This is a genomic window from Mycobacterium sp. NGS57, from assembly GCF_059812405.1.
Window position 1 is genome coordinate 362,970 of sequence record NZ_JCALCP010000005.1, and the last position, 22,077, is coordinate 385,046.

Here is a 22,077-nt window from a genome sequence, read left to right on the forward strand (position 1 = left end):
CGGTCGTTATCGTCGGCGTCGGCGGTGTGATAACCATTAGCAATGCCGTCGAACCGCGTCGCCATCGTGGGCGCAGCCCTGTCCGACTGCGGCCGGGTCCCCGACCAGACAGCGATGGCGCTGATGGCCCAGTCGTCGCGGCGGGCGGTCGCCGACGCGGGGCTCACCAAGGAGGACATCGACGGTTTCGGCGGGCACGGGACGTTGCTGCCGCCGGTGGAGGTCAGCGAATACCTCGGCCTGCGGCCCACCTGGGTCGATGCGACCAACGTCGGGGGGTCCTCGTGGGAGGTGATGGCCGCTCATGCCGCCGCCGCGATCGCGGCCGGCGAAATCGAGGTCGCCCTGCTGACTTACGGATCCACCGCGCGTTCCGACGTCAAGCGCCGGGCACGCGCGTCCGCCGCCGCGATCGGCACCGGCGGCGCGCTGCAGTACGAGGCGCCCTACGGCGCGACGTTGATCGCCAAGTACGCCATGGCCGCCCGGCGACACATGATCGAATTCGGCACCACCGTCGACCAACTGGCCGAAGTCGCCGTCGCCGCCCACGAGTGGGCGGCCATGAACGAGAACGCATTTGAGCGTGACCGCATCACGGTGGCCGACGTCGCCGCCGCACCGATGCTGGCCGACCCGTTCACCGCGAAGCATGTGTGCCTGCGCACCGACGGTGGCGGGGCCGTCGTGCTGGCGAGCGAGCGGGTCGCCCGCGATTGCGCGAAGGAACCGGTCTGGATTCTCGGCGCGGCCGACGCGACGTCCCACGTCAGCATGAGCCATTGGCCCGATTTCACGACGTCGGCGGCGGCCCGCTCGGGGCCGCGGGCCTTCGCCCGGGCCGGCGTCAGCCCGGCCGACATCGACGTGTGCCAGCTCTACGACTCCTTCACGTCCACCGTGTTGCTGACCGTGGAGGACCTCGGCTTCTGCGCCAAGGGCGAGGGCGGGCCCTTCATCGAGTCCGGCGCGCTTCGCCCGGGCGGGGCCCTCCCGACCAACACCGACGGTGGGGGCCTGGCCTCGTGTCACCCCGGAATGCGCGGCATGTTCCTCATGGTCGAGGCGGTGCGACAGCTGCGCGGGGAATGCGGGCAGCGCCAGGTCGGCGACGCCAGGCTGGCGTGCGTGCACGCGATGGGCGGCTTTTTCACGCACAGCGCCACGATGATCCTCGGGAGGCAATAGTGACGGCTCCCGATCGGCCCACGATCGATGCCGAAGGCCACGCGTGGTGGTCGGCCACGCAGGACCGCAGCCTGATGGTCAACTCCTGCCGGTCCTGCGGTCAGGCGTCGTTGTACGCCCGGCCGTTTTGTCCGCACTGTTGGTCCGATGACGTCGAATTGGCCTCGGCCAGCGGGCGCGCGCGGCTCTACACGTGGAGCGTCATTCACCAAAACGCCGCCCCCTTTGACGCGCGCGTGCCGTACGTCGTGGCGATGGTGGACCTCGAGGAGGGACCGCGGCTGATGACCGTCCTGGAGAACTGCCCCGCCGACGACCTGCGCGCCGGCATGGAACTGGTGGTCGCCTTCCGCGACGACGGCGACGGCTTCGTCGTCCCGGTTTTCCACCCGGCCACCAACTAGGTTTCGGCGGCAAGGCGTTCGGCGAGCAGCCGCCGCCGCCCGGCCGACCGCGCGTCGAGTGTGGTGCGGTCGACCTTGCCGTTGGCGTTGACGGGAAGCGGCTCGTCCCAGAGCACCAGCTCTTCCGGCAGTTTGTATTTCGGCAATCCCTGTGCGACGAGCGCGCGGGCGACGTCGGCCAGTGACACCTCGATCTCCGGTTCGAGCACTACCGCGATGGCCAGTCGCTCGCCGGTGGTGTCGTCGGCGACGGAGTAGGCCGCACAGTCGCGGACTCCCCCGATCCGCGCGACGGCCTCCTCCACCTCGGCGGCCGGGATCTTCAGGCCATTGCGAATCACGATGTCCTTGATGCGACCGATGATTCGCACCCGGCCGTCGACGACCTCCGCCACGTCGCCGGTGCGGAACCACTCGCCGTCGAACGCCTGCCCGTCGTCCTCGGCATCGGTGTAACCGAGAAAAGTGTGCGGCCCCTTGATGCAGCACTCGGTGGGTTCGGCGAGGGATCCGACCCGCACGTCGACGTCGCCGAGCGCCACCCCGTCGTCGGCGTGGCGGACGGCTCGCGATTCGGTCCGCAATCCCGATGTGCTGACCGGGATCTCCGACGATCCGTAGGCGCGCATGACGATGATGCCGAAATCGTCCTCGACGCGTTCGACGATCCGCCGGTCCAGCATCGTGCCGCCCAGATACACCGCGCGCAGCGGGACGGCCGCATCGCGCACCGTGGCCTCGTCCAGCATCCGGTCCAGCAGCCGGTCCGGACCTCCGTACCAGGTCGCGCCGGAGGCGATCAGCAGGTCACACGACGCCGACGGATCCCACCGGTCTTCGAGGATCACCGGTATCGCCAACTGCGGAGCGATGAACAACGCCTGCAACACCCCGGTGACCGAGGCCAGCGGGCTGATCAAGAAGATCCGGTCGTCCGAGCCGAGGCCCGCGGCGGCGATGTAGTTGGCCGCGGCCTTGGCCAGCGTGCTCAGCGAGTGGATCACGCCCTTGGGCCGGGCCGTCGTGCCCGAGGTGTAGAGCACGAAGGAGGGCTCGTCGGCCGGGCGCATGGGGTACGCCGGCTCGCTCGCCCCCGCGTAGTCACTCGGCGTCGCGCCGAGGCGCGCCCCGGTGCGCGCGAGAATGTCGGTGAGCTGCCTCGCCCCGGCGCTGCGCGGCACCAGCAGCACCACGGCGTCGACCCGCAGCGCCGCGTGCACGGCGACCACCGAGTCCACGTCGTTGCCGACTGCCAGCGCGATCGCGCTGCCCGGCACCACGCCGGAGTCGGCCATCGCCGATGCGGCCGCATCGACGCGCCGGTCCAGCTCGCCGTAGGTCAGTTCGGCGCCACGATCCGCCACGGCGAGTCGGGTGGCGTATCGCGCCGCAGCGAATCGCACCACATCGACCGGCTCGGCCGACCAGAAACCGGCCGCACGGTAGCGGGGCCGCAGCTGTTCGGCTCGCCGGTGCGCGTGCCGTAGCAACTCAGCCGGGCGGGTCATGCGGCGTCCTCCGATGCAAATGACTGCTCTCGATTAAGTAAATGTAACCTCTCACCCATGCGGTCAATGACTTTCGACGACCAGGTGGCCATCGTTACCGGCGCCGGCGGTGGGCTCGGCCGCTGCCACGCCCTCGAGCTGGCCCGGCGGGGCGCCCGGGTGGTCGTCAACGACCTGGGCAGCTCGGTGGACGGCAGCGGGGCATCGACATCGGCGGCCCAGGCCGTGACCGACGAGATCGCCGCGGCCGGGGGCACCGCGATCGCCAACGGCGACTCGGTGGCCACCGAGGAGGGCGGGGCGGCGATCGTGGCGGCCGCGATGGACGCCTTCGGCCGGGTCGACGTGCTGGTGAACAACGCGGGGATTCTGCGCGACGCCGCCTTCAAGAACATGACCGCCGAACAGGTCGACGCCGTCATCGCGGTGCACCTCTCCGGAGCGTTCAACGTGACCCGGGCGGTGTGGCCGGTCATGCGGGAACAGAACTATGGCCGAATCGTCCAGACAACCTCGGGCACCGGCCTTTTCGGCAATTTCGGTCAGGCCAACTATGGCGCCGCGAAGATGGGCCTGATCGGGATGATGCACGTTCTGGCCATCGAGGGCGCCCGCAACGGCATCACCGTCAATGCGATCGCCCCCATCGCGCGGACCCGGATGACCGAGGACATCATGGGCGACACCGGCAAGGCCATGCACCCCGAGCTTGTCACCCCCGTCGTGGTCTACCTCTGCCATCGGACCTGCGACCGCACCGCGCACATCTACTCGGTCGGCGCCGGGAAGGTGTCCCGGGTTTTCATCGGCGTCACCAAGGGAATCGAGGACACGTCGTTGACGGCGGAGTCGGTGGCGGCTTCGATCGACGAGATCGACGACAGCGCCACGTTCACCATCCGCGGCGGTCCCCCAAAAGGCTGACACGCAGGGTCAGCGACCGAGGAACCTGGGTGTCCGGCGTTCCGCGAACGCCGCAAGGCCCTCGCGCAGGTCCGCGGTGCGCGACACCACCTCCTGTGCCCAGGCCTCCTGCTCGAATGCCCGGTGTCGGTCCGACTCCGACGACACCGCCAACAGCCGCTTGGTCAGCGTCAGCATCACCGTGGGGCCGGCGGCCAAGCGCACCGCGAGTTCCTCGGCGACCGCGTCGGTGTCGTCGGGTGCGGTCACGCGATTGACCAGCCCGAGCCGTTCGCAGGTGGGGGCGTCGACCGGCTCGCCGAGCATCAGCAGTTCGGTCGCCTTGCGCAAGCCCACGATTCTGGTCAGCAGGTGGATGGCGCCCGAGTCCGGCAGGATCCCGCGGTGCACGAACGCCTCGACAAGCTTTGCCCCCGTTGACATGACGACCAGGTCGCAGGACAGCACCAGGCTGGCGCCGGCGCCGGCGGCGGTGCCGTTGACCGCGCCGACCACGGGTTTGTCGCAGTCCAAGATCGACGCAACCAGTCGCTGCCAGCCCTGCTGAAGCATGCGGGCGATGTCGCCGGGCCGTTTGTCGGGGCTGGGGTTCGATTGTGCGTCGGCGCCGGCCGGCTTCGGCGCCAGGCCCGCGCCGGCGCAGAAGTGCCGGCCACCGGTCGCGGTCAACAGCACGGCGCGGACGGCGGGCTCGTCGTTGGCCCGGGTGAACGCGTCGGTGAGCACGTCACGCGCCAAGGGCGACAACGAGTTTCCAACATCCGGACGGTCGATGGTGATGCGCTGCACACCGTCGTCGCCGACGGCCACCACGATGCCCGCTGCTTCTTCGCTCATGTTCGTCACCTGTCTCCGGCCTGCGTTAACGGCGTTTCCGCTTTTCGGGTATCTTAATTTCCATGCCGGCAACCGGTCAGATTACCGACGAGGGACTGACCCGGTTGCGCGCCACCATCGGCATCGCCGTTCCCCACACGCAGCCGCCGCACTACTTTCGGCCCAACGAGGACAGTTTCCGCCACGTGGCGGAGAGCTACGGCGATCCCAATCCGCTGTGGGCCGATCCGGAGTACGCCGCCAAATCGGTGTGGGGCGAGTCGATCGCGCCGCCCGCGCTCGTCGGCGGCGACACCCTGATCGGCGAGGACGAGGTGATTACGCTCTGCGAGGAAGACCGCGCGCTGACCAAGGGTGATCCCTTGCGCGGCGTCCATGCGTTCTACGCCGCGTCGTCGCGCGAATGGTGGGCGCCGCTGCGCGCGAATCATCGGGTCTTCCGGCGCAACGCTCTGGTCGCGGCGCTGGACAAGAGCAGCGAATTCGCCGGGCGCGCCGTCCACGAATGGTCGGCCCAGGTGTTCCGCGACGACGAGGGCGTCATCCTGGGCGGCCAGTACCGCAACATGATCCGCACCGAGCGCGGCAAGGCGCGCGACCGCAGAAAGTACGAGGCCCTCGAGCTGAAGTCGTGGACGCCGGACGAGATCGCCGAACTCGACGAGCGATACGCGCGCGAGTCGGCGCGCGGCGCCGAACCGCGATGGTGGGAGGACGTCGACGAGGGCGACGCCGTCGGCCCGTTGACCAAGGGTCCGCTGACGGTCACCGACATGGTCTGCTGGCACGTCGGCATGGGGACCGGGATGTACGGCGTGCGGCCCCTGCGGCTGGCATGGCGCAACCGGCAGCGCATTCCCCGTTTCTACACGCCCAATGACCACGGTGTCCCCGATGTGCAGCAGCGGGTGCACTGGGAACCGGACGCGGCCCGCAATGCCGGAAACCCCACCACCTTCGACTACGGCCGCATGCGCGAAACGTGGCTCATCCACTTGTGCACCGACTGGATGGGTGACGACGCCTGGCTGTGGAAACTCGACTGCGAGTTCCGGCTCTTCAACTACGTCGGCGACCTGCACACCATCACCGGAAAGGTGGTGCGCAAGTACCTCGCCGACGACGACCGGCCCGCCGTCGACCTCGAACTGGCGGCCACCAACCAGCGGGGTCAGATCACCACGCCCGGGCACGCCACGATCCTGCTGCCCAGCCGCCAACGCGGACCCGTCCGGCTACCCGACCCGCCCGGTGCGGCTAGCAACCTCGCGGACCTGCTCGCCGCCGTGTCGGCACGGTTCACCGAGCACTGAGGCCATGAGTTACGACAACGTGGCCGGCCTTCGCGCCGAACAACGGGGCCCGGTCCTGTGCCTGACGTTCGACCGTGCCGATCGCCGCAACGCGGTCAACGACGCAATGCTCGACGCGATGATCGTGCATCTGGCCGCCGCGGGCACCGACGAGTCGGTGCGGGTCATCCGGATCGACGCCGAGGGACCGGACTTCTGCGCCGGATCCGACCTGATCGCCAACAACACTCGCTCGCAGCGCAAGCCGAGGGTCGGCAGTACGCAGCGCAGGCTGCCGAACAAGGCCAACCGGCTCATCCCGCTGCTGCTCGAGACGCAGGTGCCGATCGTCTCGGTCGTGCGCGGCTGGGCCGCCGGCCTCGGGTTCCACATCGCGATGGCCTCTGACTTCTGCGTGGCCGCCGACGACGCGCGGTTCTGGGAACCGTTCATGGCGCGCGGCTTCACCCCGGACAGTGGCGCGGCCTGGCTGCTGCCCCGGCTCATCGGCATGGTGCGCACCCGCGAGCTGTTGCTGCTCGGCGACGAGATCTCCGGGGCCACCGCGGCCGAATGGCGCATCATCCACGCTGCAGTCGCCGAGGACCGATTGGACGCGGCCGCAACCGAACTCGTTACCAGGCTCAGCGAGGCGCCAACGGTGGCGCTGGGGCTCACCAAGTGGCTGCTGCACAGCGGCAACGGGCTGGACCTCGACCGGCACCTGCAGAACGAGGCGATGGCGCTCGAGTTGTCCAGTCGCAGCGAGGATTTCAAGGAGGGCCTGGCCGCCTTCCGCGACAAGCGCGACGCGAAGTTTCAGGGGCGTTGATGGTGTTGCCGATCGACGCGGACACCAGCGCCGCCGACGCCGTCGCGGCGGTGCGGCGATGGGTCGACGCCGAGGTGCCCGCCTCCTGGCGCTCAGCCGCCGCCCAGAGCCCCGCCGCGCTGCGCGCGGCGCGCAGCCCCGCGGACTACGAGCAGTGGTATCCGGCCTTCGCCGCGTCCGGCCTGGTCGTGCCGACGTGGGCGCCCGACCACGGCGGGCTGGGTATCGGCAACGAGGTCGCCCACGCGATCGACGAGGTGCTGCGGCCGCTGCGGCTGGCCCGGCTGAATCCGTTGGGGCTCAACAACGCCGCCGCGGCGCTGTTCAGCCACGGCACCGACGAGCAGCGGCGGCGTTTCCTGCCGCCGATCGTGCGCAACGAGGAGAAGTGGTGCCAGCTCTTCAGCGAGCCCGGCGCCGGCTCCGACCTGGCCTCGCTGGCCACCCGAGCCGTCCGAAACGGCGACGAGTGGGTGATCTCCGGCCAGAAGGTCTGGACCACGTGGGCCGGCGAGGCCGACTTCGCGATCCTGTTGGCCAGGACCGACCCCGAGGCCCCGAAACACCGGGGCATCACCTACTTCCTGCTCGACATGCACCAACCGGGCGTCGACGTGCGACCACTGCGCCAGATCACCGGCGAGGCGGAATTCAACGAGGTCTTCCTCGACAATGCGCGGATCCCGGACGCGCACCGCGTGGGAGAGGTCAACGACGGCTGGCGCGTCAGCGCGTCGACGTTATCCAGTGAGCGGCAGATGGTTTCGGGCTCGGGGTCGGGAGGCATGGGCCGGCTCGGCGGCTCCGGCGCCGAGCGTCTGATCGCCCTGGCACGCGAGACCGGCCGGTGGGACGACCCGGTCGTGCGCAACAAGGTCATGCGATTGTGGGCGCAGGAGCAGATCCGGGGCTGGACCAACGCCCGTGTGCGCGCCGCGCTTTCGGCCGGCCAATCCCCCGGGGCCGCGTCCTCGATCGGCAAGGTGCACCAGGCCACCCTGAATCAGCAGATCCAGGACCTCATGGTGGACCTGCTGGGCACGGACGCCATCGCCTGGCCGGCCACCGACGACCCGGACGCGCTGCCGCGTGACGTCAAGGGAATGCTGCGCAGCCTCGCCAACGCCACCGAGGGCGGCACCACCGACATCAACAAGAACATCCTGGGCGAGCGGGTGTTGGGCCTGCCCAAGGAGCCCGACCCGTGGAAGGGCAAGCCCTGGAAGGACATCCCGCGCTCGTGAGCACCTATCGGCGGCTGGTGGCGGAGAAATCCGACGGCATCGGCTGGCTCATCCTGAACCGGCCGGACGCCGGCAACGCCTTCGACTCGCTGATGCTCGACGAACTCGAGGCCGCGTGGGCGGACCTGGATGCCGATCCCGGCGTGCGCGTGATCGTCAACACCGCCAACGGCAAGGCGTTCTGCACCGGAATGGACGTGGTCCAGGTGGCGCGCGACAAGGAGGCGATGCGCCGGCATTCCCGCCGGACCAGGGACGCCGAGCTGAAGATCTCGTCGTGGCACTGCGGGGTGTGGAAGCCGGTGATCGCGGCCGTCAACGGGGTTTGCGCGGGCGGCGGCCTGCACCTGGTGGCCGACGCCGACATCGTGATCGCGGCCGAGGAGGCATCGTTCGTCGACCCGCACGTCTCGGTGGGTCAGGCCGTGGCCTACGAAGCCATCACGCTGCTGCGCAAGTCCCCGATGGAAGCGATCACCCGGATGGCGCTGAGCGGCAACGGCGAACGCGTCTCGGCCCAGCGCGCCCACGAGTTGGGCATCGTGTCCGAGGTGGTGCCGGCCGACCGGCTCCGCGCGGCGGCGGAGCGACTCGCGGCCGCGATCGCCACCAATTCGCCGACCGCGATGCGCGCGACCAAGAGGGCGCTGTGGCACTCCCTGGAGGTCGGCCTGACCCGGGCCCGCAACGAAGCCGCCGCCGAAATCTGGCGGCTGCGCAACCACCCCGACCACGCCGAGGGGGCGCGGGCCTGGCGCGAGAAGCGCGCCCCACAGTGGCAACCGCTGTCGGAGGTGTCATGACCTATCAGCGGCTGGTGGTCGAACGGCGCGGACCGGTCGGCTGGCTCATCAACGACCGGCCCGACCGGCTCAACGCCTACGACGCCGTGATGCGGGAGGAATTCCCCAGGGCCTGGGCGGAATTGAACGCCGACCCCGACGTCCGGGTGATCGTGCACACCGGCAACGGCCGGGCCTTTCAGGTGGGCGCGGACATGGAGTCATTGGACGGCGAGGCGGTGCTGCAATTCCAGGAGACCATGCGCACCCTGAATCTCAAGCTGAGCGCCTGGCACTGCAACGTCGAAAAGCCGGTCATCACCGCCGTCAACGGGGTGTGCGCCGGCGGCGGATTGCACTGGGTGGCCGACGCCGACATCGTCATCGCGGCGTCGGATGCCACGTTCGTCGACCCGCACGTGTCCATCGGTCAGGTCAGCGCGCTGGAGACCATCGCGCTGATGCGCAAGATGCCGGCCGAGGCCGTGTTCCGGATGGCACTGGTCGGCAGCCATGAACGGCTCAGCGCCGGGCGCGCCTACGAACTCGGCATGATCAGCCAGGTCGTCCACCCGCCCGACAAGCTGCGCGATGTCGCCCAGGAGCTCGCCGAGAAGATCGCCAGGAACTCGCCCGCGGCGATGCGCGCCACCAAGCGGGCGCTGTGGGGCGCGCTCGAATACGGCCTCACCGACGCGTGCCGCGAAGGTGCCAAGCACCTGACCTCGATGTGGGGACATCCGGATCAGAACGAGGGCCCACTGGCCTTCGCAGACAAGCGAACTCCGAATTGGGCTCCGCTCGAGGCTGATTCGTGAGCCTGGCGAAGCTGCTGGAGGGTCTGCCCGAGGTCGCCGTGCACACGCTCGACGGTCAGGTTTCGCGCGACGAGCTGGCCGCCAGCGCCCAACGCCTGGGCACCTTGCTCACCGAGAACGGCCTGGCGACGGGACAGGTGGTCGCCGCGATGCTGCCCAACGATGCCACGACCATCGCCGCGCTGTTCGGCGTGTGGCGCGCCGGCGGCGTGTACACACCGCTGAATCCCAGGGCCGCCGATGCCGAGATCGCCACCCAGCTGGAGACGTTGCGTCCCACCGCGGTCGTCACCACCCCGGAACTCGCACAACGGTTCTCGAAGTGCGATCTTCCGGTCATCACCGGCAAGGAGCTGGGATGGTCGGCAACGGACTCGTCACGCGAGCCGGACCAGCCGCGGTCCTACGACGAGGATGTCGCGCTGCTGCAGTTCACCTCGGGTACCACGGGCCCGCCCAAACCCGTGCCGCTGCGGCACAGCACGGTGCTCGACCTGATCGACCGGCTGCTGGCCAAGCTTCGCGGCGCAAAACGCGGTACGGGCAAATCGAAGCGGTCCCCCATGCCGAACCTGGTGCCGCTGTCGTTGTCGCTGTGGGCCGGCATCTACCAGGTGCTGTTCGCCTTCCGGGCGGGATCCGGCGTCGTGCTGATGGACCGGTTCTGCCCGCCGGACTTCGCCGCGCTGGTCAGGCGCCACCAGCTGCGGTCCACCGTGTTGCCGCCGGCCGCGCTGACCATGGTCCTGCACGACGACTCGGTCACCGACCTGTCGCCGCTGAAGATCGTGCGATCGATCACGGCTCCCCTGTCACCCGTCCAGGCGCGCCGGTTCCGCGACAAGTTCAACGTGATCGTGCTGAACTCTTACGGCCAGACCGAGCTCGGCGGAGAGGTGGTCGGTTGGTCGGCCGCCGACGCCCGCGAGTGGGGCGAGGCCAAGCTGGGCTCGGTCGGGCGTCCACTGGCCGGCATCGACGTGGCGATCCGCGGCGACGAGGTGCTGGTGCGCACGCCGACAACCGCCGCCCGCAAGATCGACCCCGCATTCTCCGACCGGCTCACCGACGAGGGCTGGTTCCACACGGGCGATCTCGGCTGGTTCGACGACGACGGGTTCCTGTGGCTCGACGGCCGGGTATCGGACATGATCAACCGCGGTGGCCTGAAGGTGTTTCCGGGCACGGTGGAGGACGTCCTGCTGGCCGCCGACGGGGTGCGCGAGGCGGCGGTGGTCGGCGTTCCCGACGAGCGGCTGGGCGAGGTGCCCTGGGCGTTCGTCGTCAGAGGCGACGAGTCGGTCTCCGAGGGCGGGCTCGTGTCATGGTGCCGCGAGCGGCTGACGCCGTACCGCGTCCCCGTGCGCATCGTGTTCGTCGATCGGCTGCCCCGCAACGACGTCGGCAAGGTGATCAAGCGCGAGCTGGCGGCGTTGGCTGACACGTGAGCGCCATCGTCCTGGGTCCGGCCGAAGCCCTGACGAGAACGCTGGCCGACGCGGTCGGAGACGTGACCGTCGTCGATGTCATCGCGGATGCCGGCGAAACGATGTGGCAGGCGCTTGTCGCGCTCCAGGCGGCACACTCGTCGATGGCGGGACAAGGCGGGCGAATTGTCCTGATCGTCCCGACGATCGGCATCGCCGGTGCGGCCGGACTAGTGGGCTATACGACGGCGACCGAAGGCATCCGCGCGATGGCCAAATCCGCTGCGCGGCAATGGGCAGCCGGTGGAATCGCGGTCAACATGGTCGCGGCACCCTTGCGGATCTTCGACTCCGGCTTTGACAGTGTCGACGCGCATCTGACCGCGGCCGCGGTCTCCGACGACAGCACGCTGATCCACTCCGTCGTGGAAACGGCGAAGTTTCTGCTCCGGCGCGACATCGATCACCTGGCCGGAGCGACGATCGTGGTGGACGGCGGCTCGGTGATGCTGCCGTGAGGCTGGACGGGCACACGGTCCTGGTGACCGGTGCCGGCGCGGGGGTCGGCCGCGGCATCGCCAAGGCCCTTGCGGCCGAGGGCGCGCACGTCGTGGTCGCCACCCGCTCCGAGTCCGGATGCGATGTCGTCGGTGCGATCTCCGCACGACGGCAGCGGGCCACCTGGGTGCGCTGCGACGTCACCGCACCCGGACAGGTGGCCGACGCCGTGGGTGTCGCCGTCGCCGTCACCGGCCGCCTCGACGCGGTGGTGCACAACGCCACGAGCAACAGCTCCAGCCGGCCCCATCGGCTCGAGGAGGTGAGCCGGTCGCTGTGGGACGACCACTACTCGGTGTCCGTCGGCGGCGCCGAAAACTGCGCTGCCGCCGCATTCGACGCGCTGAAGGAGCGCGGCGGCGCCTTCCTGGTCATGACGTCGCCGGCGGGCATCGAGGGCAGCGCGACCCTGCCGCTCTACGCGACGATGAAGGGCGCCCTGCGAGGTTTCGCCAAGAGCCTGGCCCGCGAGTGGGCACCCCACGGGATCACCGTCAATGTGGTGTCGCCCCTGGCCTATTCGCCCGCGATGACGGCCGCAATCGAGGCCGAGCCGGCGATGGAGGAACGCCTGTCGCGACGGGTGCCGCTGGGCCGGATCGGTGATCCCGAGCGCGATATCGGCTCCGCCGTGGCGTTCCTGGTCGGCCCCGCGGCCCGCTACATCACCGGGCAGACCCTCGGTGTCGACGGTGGCCACTTCATGAACCTGTAGGAGCCGGATATTGGCATTCTGCTATCTTGAGAACCAACATTCTCTCGCATGTTGGAGGCGCAGGTGAACGACGACAACGCAGTGGAAGTCTGGGATGCCGACAACCACATGTACGAAACCATCGACGCCTACACGCGGTACCTGCCGGAAAAGTACTCCGAGGCGCTGAAGTTCATCGATGTCAACGGCCGCAAGAAGCTGCAGATCCTCGGCGTGGTCACCGAGTGCATCCCGAACCCGACATACGAGGTGATTCCCACCCCGGGCGCATGGGCCGACTACTACCGCGGCATCAACCCGGAGGGCAAGACGCTGCGGGAACTGGCCGACCCGATCCGCTGCCCCGACGAGTTCCGCCGTCCCGACCTGCGCCTGGCGTTGATGGACCGCCAAGGCGTCGACGGCGCGGTGATGTTCCCCACCACGGCGGGCATGCTCGAGGAACGGACGAAGTCCGACACCGAACTCACCCATGCGGTCACCCACGCCTTCAACCGCTGGCTGCTCGACGACTGGACGTTCAACTACCAGAACCGCATCTTCGCGGTCCCGGCGATCTCGCTCAACGATCCCGCGAAGGGTGTCGAGGAGCTCCAGTGGTGCCTGGACAACGGCGCCAGGACGGTGCTGATCCGGCCTGCGCCGGTGCCGCGCGAGGATGGCACCTCGCGCTCACCCGCGCTGCCGGAATTCGACGACTTCTGGCGGCTCGTCGAATCGTCGGGCATCTCGGTCCAGATGCACAATTCCGACGCCGGCTACGACCGCTACCTTTCCGACTGGGAGGGCGGCGACGAGTTCCAGGGCTTCCAGCTGACGAAGTTCCGCGGCTTCATCTACGAGGAGAGCCGCCACATCTTCGACACGCTCGCGGCGTTCATCGCGCACGGGGTGTTCGAGCGGTTTCCGGGCCTGCGCATCGGTGTCGTCGAGAACGGCGGGTCCTGGGCGAATCGTCTGATGGATGTGTTCGACCGGGTGTACCGCAAAAAGCCGCGCGAGTTCAGCGAGCATCCCTGTGACGTCTTCCGCAGGCACGTGTGGGTCAACCCGTTTCACGAGGAGGACATGTCGCACCTCATCGAGATCCTCGGTACGGATCGCGTGATGTTCGGTTCGGACTTTCCGCATCCCGAGGGTCTGGCCGAGCCGGCGGATTTCGTCAAGGAGCTCGAGGACCTTCCCGCGGCCACCCGGGCACGCCTCATGGGTGGCAACCTCAAGGATCTCATCGGCGTTTAGCCGAGTCGGCTCCCGAACCGGGCCCGCAGTTCGGTCTTGAGTACCTTGCCGGTGAGGTTGCGCGGCAGCGCGCCAATGACTTCGAGTCGTTCGGGCGTCTTGTGCTTGCTCAGCCCCTGGGCCTGACAGTGTTCGAAGACCGACGGGAGCGTGACCGCCGCGCCCGGGCGTGCGACGACGACGGCGCAGACCCGCTCCCCCGTCCGCTCGTCGGGCACGCCGATGACCGCGACGTCGGCCACCGCCGGGTGGGTGGCCAGCACGCCCTCGATCTCCAGCGCCGAGATGTTCTCCGCGTTGCGGATGATCGCGTCCTTGATCCGGCCGGTGACGACGACGTCGCCGTTGTCGTCGACGAGACCCAGATCGCCGGTGCGGAACCAACCGTCGGCGTCAAAAGCGTTGGCATCAAGGGATGCATCGACATAGCCGAGGAAGCACTGCGGCCCCTTGAGGCGAAGCTCCCCCTCCGCACCGATACCGACGTCGCGCTCGGCCGCGTCGACCACCCGCACCGATACCCCCGGCACGGGCCGTCCCACGGTCCGGTCGAGGACATCGGGCGCGCCTTCCGGCGTCTGCGAGGTGGCCACCGGAAATTCGGTCAAGCCCCAGGAGTTGGCCGCGCCGTTGACCGGAAACGTCTCCCGCAGCTGGCGTCCCAGCTCGGGGGTGATCGGGGCGCCACCACCGACGCAGCCCCGCAGATCGGGAAAAAGTGGTTCGTCACCGTGCTTCGCCTGCGCCGCGAGGTAGGCGACGAAGAACGGGGTCGCGCTGCCCAGCAGGGTCGGGCGGTGCGCCGCGATGGCGATGGGCGTCTCGACGGCGTCGAAGGCGTCGAACAGCACCAGCCGCATGCCGGTCTGCAGGCCCGCGGCGAGCATGGCCGCTCCCCCGATGTGCGAAACCGGAAACGTGATCGGGTTGACGTCGCGGCCGGAAGCGCCGACGATGCCGACGACCCCCGCCGAGCCGGCGATGACCGAGCGGTCGCAGTGCCGCGCGCCCTTCGGCGCCGCCGTCGTGCCCGACGAATAGTAGATCCAGCGTGAGTCCTCGCCACCGCTCGGCGGCGGGGGCAAGGCCGCCGGGTCGCCGGCCGGCAGCCGAAGGCCGTCGGTGATCGGCGCGCCGTGGTCGACGACCACGACAGACATGGGCCGCTCGCGGGCGAGCCCGTGCGCCAAGGCGGTGTGGTCGAAGTTGTGCCACGTTCCCGGAACGATGATGACGTCGGTCGCGAGTTGCGTTGTCACGAAACGCAGTTCGCTCTCCCGCCAGATCGGCAGCACCGGGTTCTGGACCGCACCCAGCCGTGTCAGCGCCGCCATGACGACCATCGTCTCCAGCGTGGTCGGCAGTTGCCACGACACCACCGTGCCCGCGCCGATCCCGAGCTGCGCCAACGCCGCCGCGCACGTCAGCGCCGACTCACGCAGCTGCGCGCAGGACAGGCTGCGCCCGTAATCGTCGGCGAGGACCACCCGGTCGGGGCGCGCCCGGGCCGCGGTCTCGATCAGCGACCAATAGGTCTGCCCGGCAGGAGGGGTCACCGGCTCGGCAAGTGCAGTCGGCGCTTGGCAAGAATATTGCGCATCATCTCCGAACTGCCACCCGATATCGTGTAGGCGCGCGACCACAGCCAGCATTCCCGCAACCGCTGTTTGGCCTGCGCCACCTCGTCGTCTGGGACCCCGACGATTGTGGCAGACGCCGCCAGCTCGGCGCCATAGGCCGCGACCCGGTGGTAGGTCTCGGCGAAGCTCAACTTCGCGATGGAGCCGTCGCCCGGTTGTTCGTCGCCCGACGTCAACCGCTCGACGTGGTCGTCGATGAACGCCTTGGCCACTTCGACCTCGACAGCCAGCTCGGCGACCTGCTGGCGGACGTCGGCGGACTGCAGCGCGGGCGCACCGTCGATTTGCGCGTGGCGGGCCACGGCGACCAGGTCGTCGATCAGCAGTTCCAGCAGGATGACGTTGCCGCCGATGCCGAATCGTTCAAAGTCCAAACCCGCCATGATGATCGACCAGCCTTGACCCTCCTCGCCGATCAGGCTCTCGGCACCGAGCCGGACGCCGGTGAGGAAGATTTCGTTCACCTCGATCGCATCCCCGATCGTGCGGATCGGGCGAACCTCGACGCCGTCCGCCGAGAGCGGCACGGTGAAGACCGACAGCCCGTGGTGGCGCGTCGACGCCGCATCGGTGCGAATGAGGGCGAGGCCCATGTCGGCCCAATGGCCGTCGGTGATCCAGGTCTTCTGCCCGTCGATGAGCCAGCTGCCGTCGGCTTGCCGCGCACCGCGGCTGCGCACGGCGGCGATGTCGCTGCCCGCGTCGGGTTCGCTGAGCAGCTGACACCACACGTGCTCGCTGCGCCGGATCGGTGGCAGCAGCGTTCGCTTCTGCTCGTCGGATCCGAAGTGCAGCAACACATGCGCGGCGAGGTTCACCTGATCCACCGGGCGCGGTGCGCGGGCACGCAGGATCTCCTCGCTCACGATGCGGTCGTGCAGCGGATGATGATCGGCGCGGCCGCCATATTCGACCGGCCAGTCCGCGCCGGCGAATCCCGCCTCGAACAGCCCGGCGAACCACGCGCGCAGCCGGGCCTCCTTTGCGGCGGTCTCGGGCGCCCGGTGGCCCTCGCGCGCTTCGGTCGCCGGCGCGTGCTCGGCGATGTGCGCCTTGACCCGATGCCTGAACTCGGTCAGCTGCGCCTGCGAGGGTCGCGCGGGCCGGCTTCCGTGACCGCTCACCAGCCGGACACCTCCGCCAGCAGCTCACGACTCGACCGCGCCGTGCCGATCAGGTGCGCGTTGGTGAAGACCCGGCGCAGTTCGTAGTGCAGCGGGTACTCCCAGGTGAATCCGATGCCGCCCGACAATTGCATGCACTCGTCCACGGCGGCTGTGGCTTTCGCCGCCACGAATGCGTGCGCCGCCGCCGCCAGCGCGGGCGCCCTGCCGTCACCGCACGCGATGGCCCGCGCCGCCCGCATCACCACCGCGCGCGCCTTGACCTCGAAGACCAGGAGCTCGACGAGCCGGTGCTGTATCGCCTGGAAGCTCGCGATCGGCACCCCGAACGCGTTGCGCTCCTTGAGGTATGCCGTCAGCCGTTCCAGGGTCATCGACACCGCGCCGACGGAGTCGGCGGCGACGAGCAGCCGCGCCACGGCGAGCAGCTCGTCGGCCCGCCGGGCCGATCCGATGGCGGTGCAGGGCGCGGCCGCAAGATCGATGCGCCACGCGGGCCTGGTGACGTCCAGCACATCGGCGTCCGGCTGGAGCCGGGCGGGATCCGGGTCACTGAACAGGTGAATTCCGTTGCGCCCCAGACGAACGACGATGTCGACCTCATCGCCACGGATGATCCGTGCGGGGGCCTCATCGAGGGCGAGACCCGCCGTCGCGGTGCCGCCCAGCAGGCCGGGCAGCCACCGTTCCCGGAGCGCATCGGGCGCCGGGGCCAGCGCCGCGGCGGCGATCGTGGTTCCCAACCACGCCGATCCGTCCCGTGCTCGCCCGAGTTCCTCGGCCACGACGCACGTTTCGATCGGATGCCAGCCGGCGCCACCTTGCGCCTCGTCGACCAGCAGCCCGGTCCAGTCCATCGCCGCGAGATCCTTGACGGATCCCGTCTCGCCGCGTTCGGCCAGGAACGCCCGCGCCGACGCTCGCAGCAGGTCGAGGTCGACGTCCGCCGAGTTCTCGTCGGCCATACCTCCGGCGACCCCCGTCAGCTTCGGACGAGCAGCTGCTCGGCGTTGTCGCGCATGATCCGCCGCTTGGCGGCGTCGTCGAGCGGATCGAGCAGCTTGACGAAGTCGGCGGGCTCGGCCATGCCTTCGGCGTGCGGGTAATCCGAGCCCATCACCAGGCAGTCGTCGTATCCCATGCTCGCGACGATCGCGGGGATGTCGTCCTCGGGATAGGGCACGACCCGGACATGACGGCGGAAGATCGCCGACGGCCGTTCGGTCAGCTTCCCGCCGATCCACGGGCCGTTGCGGCCCATGCCGCGGCTCTTGTCCATGTGCCTTACGAAGAACGGCACCCATTCCGCCCCGTGCTCGGCGACAAGGACGTTGAGACCTGGAAAGCGGCCGAAGAGGTTGTCGAAGATGAGCGCGGACAGCGTCTCCTCGATCGGCCGCTGGCCGTAGATGTTCATCCACTGCCACGCCGACATGTGCCACGAGGCGGGGTCGGAGTTCTGTCCCCACGCCGGCGAGATCGCGGTGAAGTACCAGAACGGCATGATGTGGAACACCAGGATGCACCCGGCCTCCTGTAGGCGCGCGTAAATGGGGTCGAAGTACGGGTCGCCGGGTGATCGACCGTAGGCGGGCCCGGTCGGCAGCAGCACGAACCTTGCGCCCTGCGCGATGATCGCCTCGGTCTCCGCGATCGCGGAATCCAAGTCGCGCAACGACAATAGGGCCGTGGCGAAGATTTTGTCGTCGTAGTTGAAGCCCCACTCTTCGTCGAACCATCGGTTGAACGAGCGCAGATTGGCATACAGCGCCGCGGTGTCGTCGACGTAGTGTTCGGCGGCCAGGGCCATACCACTGGGATAGATGACCATGCGGTCGATGTTCTGGTTCGCCATGACGGACAGGCGGGCGGCGCGCTCGATGAATTCCGGCTGCATGGGTTGTGGCTCGTAGGATTCCTCGGGATTTCCCGATCCCATCTGCTTGAGCATCTCCTTGAGCGAGCCGGGGCGGTAGGCGACATCAAGACCCAGTCCGCCTTCGCTGTTGAAGGTGGCGACGCGGTGCCCGGCCAGGATCACCTCGACGCCGTCGGCCCCGCGTACGGTGGTGATCGCCCGATCCCGAAACTTCTCCGGCAGATAGCGTGTGAACGCGTCCCGCGTCTCGTAGCAGTGGGTATCGCAGTCAAAGATGCCGTAGTCGAGTTTCGTCGTCACCGCGTTGCTCCTTCAGCGAGAATGCATATTCTCCGATTCCAGAAAACATACTATCCTGGTGCGGCAATGGCTATCCCGGGCGGCACGGGCCGGGATGCCCTGAGGGAGACATGACCACATCAAAGCCAGTGACCGACAACGCGATGCGACTGAACCGGGAGGCCGCGCGTGCCCACCAGTGAGGTCGACGACCTCCGCGGCGTCGTGCGGGACTACCTGACCGCGATGTCGCCCAGTGAGACCGTACGCACACTGATGGCGACGGACACCGGATACGACGAGGGGTCGTGGCGTCAGATGGCCGGCGAGTTGGGCCTGCACGGCATCGCTGTGCCCGAGCGGTGGGGCGGGGCGGGCGCCGGTGCCACCGAACTGGCCGTCGTCTTCGAGGAAATGGGTCGCGCGCTGTTGTGCTCCCCATTCTTCGCCACGGTGGCGCTGGCGACGCAGGCGATTCTCGTCAGCGGCGACAATGCGGCCGCGGAACGGTTCGTCCCCCGGTTCGCCGACGGCTCCGCCACCGCGACGCTGATCCTCAATGACCGGCTCGGCGCGTGGGATCCCGCGAAGGTCACGCTGCAGGCCGTCCGCGACGGCACCGGTTATCGGCTCCACGGCGCGGCGCCGCTCGTGATCGACGGCCACACCGCCGACGTCCTCCTGGCGGCGGCCAACACGCCGGCGGGCATCTCGTTGCTCGCGGTCACCGCGGGCTCGGAGGGGCTTCGGGGCACCCCGCTGGCGGGGCTCGACCGCACCCGCAAGCTGGCCCGAGTGGAGTTCGACGGCGCGCCGGCGGAACTGGTCGGGCAGGACGGTGGTGCGGCGGGCTTCCTGGCGCGCGCATCGGACCTCGCCATCGTTGCACTGGCGGCCGAACAGGTCGGCGCGGCGCAACGCTGCCTCGATATGGCCGTCGACTACGCCAAGGATCGTATTCAGTTCGGCCGGCCGATCGGGAGCTTCCAGGCGATCAAGCACCGGTGCGCGGACATGTTGGTTCAGGTGGAGGGCGCGCGTTCGGCCGCCTCCCACGCTGCCGAGGTGGCCGGCACCGATGACCTGCCGACCGCCGCGGCGGTCGCCAAGATGGTGTGCTCGGAAGCCTTCCTGCAGGTGGCGCTCGACAACATGCGTATCCACGGCGGCATCGGCTTCACCTGGGAACACGATGCCCACCTGTACGTCCGGCGCGCCAAGGCCACCCAGTTGATCTTCGGCGACCCCGACTACCACGCCCAACGCCTGGCCACGCTCGTCTCCGAAGCGAAAGGACCCTCGTGACCGTCTCGTTCTCCCTCGAACTGCCCACCCAGCGTGTCGAGGCCGTCGATCAGTTCGTCACCGTCGAAGCCATCGCCGAGATCGCGCGCGTGGCCGAGGCCAGCGGATTCGCGGCGGTGCACGTGACCGATCATCCCGCGCCCGACGCGAAGTGGCTCGACCACGGCGGCCACCACGCCCTCGATCCGTTCGTCGCGCTGGCGTTCGCCGCCGCCGCGACGACCGACGTCAAGCTGCTGACCAATGTCTACATCGCCGCTTACCGCAACCCGTTCCTCGGCGCCAAGTCGATTCAGAGCCTGGCGGCGCTGTCGAACGGGCGGCTCATCCTCGGGACCGCCGCGGGCTACCTCAAGCCCGAATTCAAGGCCCTCGGAATCGATTTCGACAACCGCGGCGCCCTGCTCGATGAGGCGCTCGACGTGCTGGACAAGGTCCTCACCGGCGACGACATCGCCTACGAGGGGACCTCGTTCGCCGCTCGCGGAGTTCGGCTGCGCCCGCTGCCGGCGGCTCCCCCACCCGTATGGGTCGGGGGCAACAGCAAGCCAGCCGTTCGCCGCGCGGTCTCGCGCGCCCAGGGATGGGCGCCGTTCAACACCTTTGGCTACGCGGCTGCGTCGCGTACCGCGGAGATCTCGACAATCGACGAGTTGGAACTCGCCATCGACTGGGCCAAGCGGTACGCGGCCGAGATCGGCCGCACCGCGCCGCTGGACATCTGCTTTTCCGCGGGAAATCTGTTGGACGACAGCAGATCGGCCGATGAACGTCACGCGACCATCGCGCGGCTGGAGGCGGCCGGGGTCACGTGGCTCACCATCGCGCCGCCCGGCGCCGACCGGGCCGAACTCGTCGAGCGTTCGCGCGCGTTCGCTCAGGAGTTCGTCGCGGCCTGACGCGCCCTCAGGCCATCAGGCTATTCGCCGCGAAGGCGTCCACACTGATCCGGCGCTGGGTGAACAGCCACCGATCGTGCACGGGGACGAGTACGTCGCGGTAGCGGCCCCAATGATCGAGTCCGATGTCGGTGTGGACGGCGAAATAACTACCGACCTCGACCCTCTCGCGGGTCACCGAGGCGAACCGGACGCTGGAGACGTGGTGGCGCACGTGCGTCGGTGCCCGGCGCGCCGGCCCGCCCGGCCGGGTCACCGCGGCGCCGAGGCCCGCCTCGATGTTCGCAGGTCCCGTCAGCGGTTCGGCACCGCCGGGGAATTCCAAGACGCCGTCGTCGGCGAAGCACGCCGCCAGCGCCGCGAGGTCGAACCGATCGGTGGCCGCGGTGTAATCGGCCAACGTCTGGCGCACCGACTCCCGCACCTCGAGTTCCCAAACCCGCATCGAGCCTCCTCGTGGAATTCGCGTTCTGGCACACGATAACGTGTATTCTCATGCCGCAACCAAGCCTCCGGGAGCTGCTCGATCCCGCCACCACCGCACTCGTGACCCAGGAGTGCCAGGGCGGGGTGATCGGTCCGCAAGCCGGCCTGCCGCTGCTGGCCGAGGAAGCCCGCCGCGAAGCGATTCCCAACATCGCCAAGCTGCTCGGCGCCGCCCGGGCCACGGGCGTCGCGGTCGTGCATTGCCTGATCGAGAAGCGGGCCGACAACCGTGGCTCGAACACCAACGCCAGGCTGTTCATGGCCGGGAAGTCGTTCGCTTCCGACCTGACCCCCGGCAGCCCGGGTGCATCGGTCCTGCCCGAGCTCGGTCCGCTACCCAGCGACCTCGTGCTCACCCGAACGCACGGGGTCGGGCCGATGACCGGCACCGACCTTGACTCCGTGCTGCGGAACCTGAACATCAGGACCATTGTGGGAGTGGGTGTTTCGGTCAACATCGCCATTCAGAACTTCGTGATGGACGCGGTGAATCGCAGCTATCAGTTCGTGTTGCCGCGCGACGCGGTGAGCGGGTATCCGCGGGAGTACGCCGAGTCCATCATCGACAACACGCTGTCCCTGCTCGCTACCGTGACGACCACCGATGCCGTCGTCGAGGCATGGAACGAGCTGCGCACCCCCTGACCCGATCTGGATGTGGCGGGACTATGGTGATAACGTCGTTCTCACTTAG

General features: G+C 69.0%; 22 protein-coding genes. 15 read left to right on the forward strand and 7 right to left on the reverse strand.

What is annotated here, in order from left to right; translation table 11 throughout:
* Positions 1 to 42: 42 nt before the first annotated feature.
* Positions 43 to 1,188 carry an acetyl-CoA acetyltransferase gene (locus AC5Y43_RS12555; protein ID WP_499972757.1) on the forward strand — a complete coding sequence of 382 codons (1,146 nt, stop codon included), beginning with the start codon at positions 43 to 45 and terminating at the stop codon, positions 1,186 to 1,188.
* Complete coding sequence (locus AC5Y43_RS12560) at positions 1,188 to 1,592, forward strand: Zn-ribbon domain-containing OB-fold protein (RefSeq protein ID WP_499972759.1); 405 nt, start codon at positions 1,188 to 1,190, stop codon at positions 1,590 to 1,592. The genes AC5Y43_RS12555 and AC5Y43_RS12560 overlap by 1 nt, the downstream gene beginning before the upstream one ends.
* Here the strand turns inward: AC5Y43_RS12560 and AC5Y43_RS12565 are convergent.
* Positions 1,589 to 3,049, reverse strand: a complete 1,461-nt coding sequence (locus AC5Y43_RS12565) for a class I adenylate-forming enzyme family protein (RefSeq protein WP_499972884.1) — start codon at positions 3,047 to 3,049, stop codon at positions 1,589 to 1,591. The two genes, AC5Y43_RS12560 and AC5Y43_RS12565, sit on opposite strands and share 4 nt — an antisense overlap.
* 108 nt (positions 3,050 to 3,157) lie before the next feature.
* On the opposite strand from AC5Y43_RS12565, the gene AC5Y43_RS12570 reads away from it, so the two are divergent.
* Entirely contained in the window at positions 3,158 to 4,024 is an 867-nt protein-coding gene (locus AC5Y43_RS12570) for an SDR family NAD(P)-dependent oxidoreductase (protein ID WP_499972762.1), read from the forward strand.
* Positions 4,025 to 4,033: 9 nt separating this feature from the next.
* On the opposite strand, the gene AC5Y43_RS12575 is transcribed toward AC5Y43_RS12570, so the two are convergent.
* A complete protein-coding gene (locus AC5Y43_RS12575; protein WP_499972763.1) occupies positions 4,034 to 4,870 on the reverse strand; it encodes an enoyl-CoA hydratase/isomerase family protein in 837 nt (278 codons plus the stop codon).
* Positions 4,871 to 4,923: 53 nt separating this feature from the next.
* On the opposite strand from AC5Y43_RS12575, the gene AC5Y43_RS12580 reads away from it, so the two are divergent.
* From AC5Y43_RS12580 to AC5Y43_RS12620, 9 genes are all read left to right on the forward strand, one after another.
* On the forward strand, positions 4,924 to 6,174 hold the full coding sequence (locus AC5Y43_RS12580) for a hotdog family protein (protein ID WP_499972765.1): 1,251 nt from the start codon (positions 4,924 to 4,926) through the stop codon (positions 6,172 to 6,174).
* Positions 6,175 to 6,178: 4 nt separating this feature from the next.
* The gene (locus AC5Y43_RS12585) at positions 6,179 to 6,985 is read left to right on the forward strand and encodes an enoyl-CoA hydratase/isomerase family protein (protein ID WP_499972766.1); all 807 of its coding nucleotides are present in this window, start codon (positions 6,179 to 6,181) and stop codon (positions 6,983 to 6,985) included.
* Positions 6,982 to 8,229 carry an acyl-CoA dehydrogenase family protein gene (locus AC5Y43_RS12590; RefSeq protein WP_499972767.1) on the forward strand — a complete coding sequence of 416 codons (1,248 nt, stop codon included), beginning with the start codon at positions 6,982 to 6,984 and terminating at the stop codon, positions 8,227 to 8,229. Before AC5Y43_RS12585 ends, AC5Y43_RS12590 begins: the two co-directional genes overlap by 4 nt.
* Positions 8,226 to 9,032: an enoyl-CoA hydratase/isomerase family protein gene (locus AC5Y43_RS12595; RefSeq protein WP_499972769.1), complete on the forward strand. Its 807-nt coding sequence runs from the start codon at positions 8,226 to 8,228 to the stop codon at positions 9,030 to 9,032. The genes AC5Y43_RS12590 and AC5Y43_RS12595 overlap by 4 nt, the downstream gene beginning before the upstream one ends.
* Positions 9,029 to 9,829: an enoyl-CoA hydratase/isomerase family protein gene (locus AC5Y43_RS12600; RefSeq protein WP_499972770.1), complete on the forward strand. Its 801-nt coding sequence runs from the start codon at positions 9,029 to 9,031 to the stop codon at positions 9,827 to 9,829. The genes AC5Y43_RS12595 and AC5Y43_RS12600 overlap by 4 nt, the downstream gene beginning before the upstream one ends.
* On the forward strand, positions 9,826 to 11,277 hold the full coding sequence (locus tag AC5Y43_RS12605; RefSeq protein WP_499972772.1) for a class I adenylate-forming enzyme family protein: 1,452 nt from the start codon (positions 9,826 to 9,828) through the stop codon (positions 11,275 to 11,277). The genes AC5Y43_RS12600 and AC5Y43_RS12605 overlap by 4 nt, the downstream gene beginning before the upstream one ends.
* Positions 11,278 to 11,339: 62 nt before the next feature.
* Entirely contained in the window at positions 11,340 to 11,774 is a 435-nt protein-coding gene (locus AC5Y43_RS12610; protein ID WP_499972773.1) for an SDR family oxidoreductase, read from the forward strand.
* Positions 11,771 to 12,529, forward strand: coding sequence for an SDR family NAD(P)-dependent oxidoreductase (locus AC5Y43_RS12615; RefSeq protein ID WP_499972775.1), 759 nt, complete (start codon positions 11,771 to 11,773; stop codon positions 12,527 to 12,529). Before AC5Y43_RS12610 ends, AC5Y43_RS12615 begins: the two co-directional genes overlap by 4 nt.
* A gap of 48 nt (positions 12,530 to 12,577) precedes the next feature.
* Positions 12,578 to 13,771 carry an amidohydrolase family protein gene (locus tag AC5Y43_RS12620; RefSeq protein WP_499972776.1) on the forward strand — a complete coding sequence of 398 codons (1,194 nt, stop codon included), beginning with the start codon at positions 12,578 to 12,580 and terminating at the stop codon, positions 13,769 to 13,771.
* On the opposite strand, the gene AC5Y43_RS12625 is transcribed toward AC5Y43_RS12620, so the two are convergent.
* From AC5Y43_RS12625 to AC5Y43_RS12640, 4 genes are read right to left on the reverse strand one after another with little or no spacing between them, the layout of a single operon-like run.
* Positions 13,768 to 15,327, reverse strand: coding sequence for a class I adenylate-forming enzyme family protein (locus AC5Y43_RS12625; protein ID WP_499972778.1), 1,560 nt, complete (start codon positions 15,325 to 15,327; stop codon positions 13,768 to 13,770). The two genes, AC5Y43_RS12620 and AC5Y43_RS12625, sit on opposite strands and share 4 nt — an antisense overlap.
* Complete coding sequence (locus tag AC5Y43_RS12630) at positions 15,324 to 16,535, reverse strand: acyl-CoA dehydrogenase family protein (protein ID WP_499972780.1); 1,212 nt, start codon at positions 16,533 to 16,535, stop codon at positions 15,324 to 15,326. Before AC5Y43_RS12630 ends, AC5Y43_RS12625 begins: the two co-directional genes overlap by 4 nt.
* Entirely contained in the window at positions 16,532 to 17,500 is a 969-nt protein-coding gene (locus AC5Y43_RS12635; protein WP_499972782.1) for an acyl-CoA dehydrogenase family protein, read from the reverse strand. Before AC5Y43_RS12635 ends, AC5Y43_RS12630 begins: the two co-directional genes overlap by 4 nt.
* 17 nt (positions 17,501 to 17,517) lie before the next feature.
* Positions 17,518 to 18,714, reverse strand: a complete 1,197-nt coding sequence (locus AC5Y43_RS12640) for an amidohydrolase family protein (RefSeq protein WP_499972784.1) — start codon at positions 18,712 to 18,714, stop codon at positions 17,518 to 17,520.
* 168 nt (positions 18,715 to 18,882) lie between these two features.
* Here AC5Y43_RS12640 and AC5Y43_RS12645 point away from each other — a divergent pair, with 168 nt between their 5' ends.
* Positions 18,883 to 19,998 (forward strand): acyl-CoA dehydrogenase family protein, encoded by a 1,116-nt coding sequence (locus tag AC5Y43_RS12645; RefSeq protein WP_499972785.1) that lies wholly within the window; start codon positions 18,883 to 18,885, stop codon positions 19,996 to 19,998.
* Positions 19,995 to 20,897, forward strand: coding sequence for a TIGR03619 family F420-dependent LLM class oxidoreductase (locus AC5Y43_RS12650; RefSeq protein WP_499972786.1), 903 nt, complete (start codon positions 19,995 to 19,997; stop codon positions 20,895 to 20,897). The genes AC5Y43_RS12645 and AC5Y43_RS12650 overlap by 4 nt, the downstream gene beginning before the upstream one ends.
* A gap of 7 nt (positions 20,898 to 20,904) precedes the next feature.
* On the opposite strand, the gene AC5Y43_RS12655 is transcribed toward AC5Y43_RS12650, so the two are convergent.
* Positions 20,905 to 21,342 (reverse strand): nuclear transport factor 2 family protein, encoded by a 438-nt coding sequence (locus tag AC5Y43_RS12655; RefSeq protein WP_499972789.1) that lies wholly within the window; start codon positions 21,340 to 21,342, stop codon positions 20,905 to 20,907.
* Positions 21,343 to 21,392: 50 nt separating this feature from the next.
* On the opposite strand from AC5Y43_RS12655, the gene AC5Y43_RS12660 reads away from it, so the two are divergent.
* The gene (locus tag AC5Y43_RS12660) at positions 21,393 to 22,028 is read left to right on the forward strand and encodes a cysteine hydrolase family protein (RefSeq protein WP_499972790.1); all 636 of its coding nucleotides are present in this window, start codon (positions 21,393 to 21,395) and stop codon (positions 22,026 to 22,028) included.
* Positions 22,029 to 22,077 lie beyond the last annotated feature (49 nt).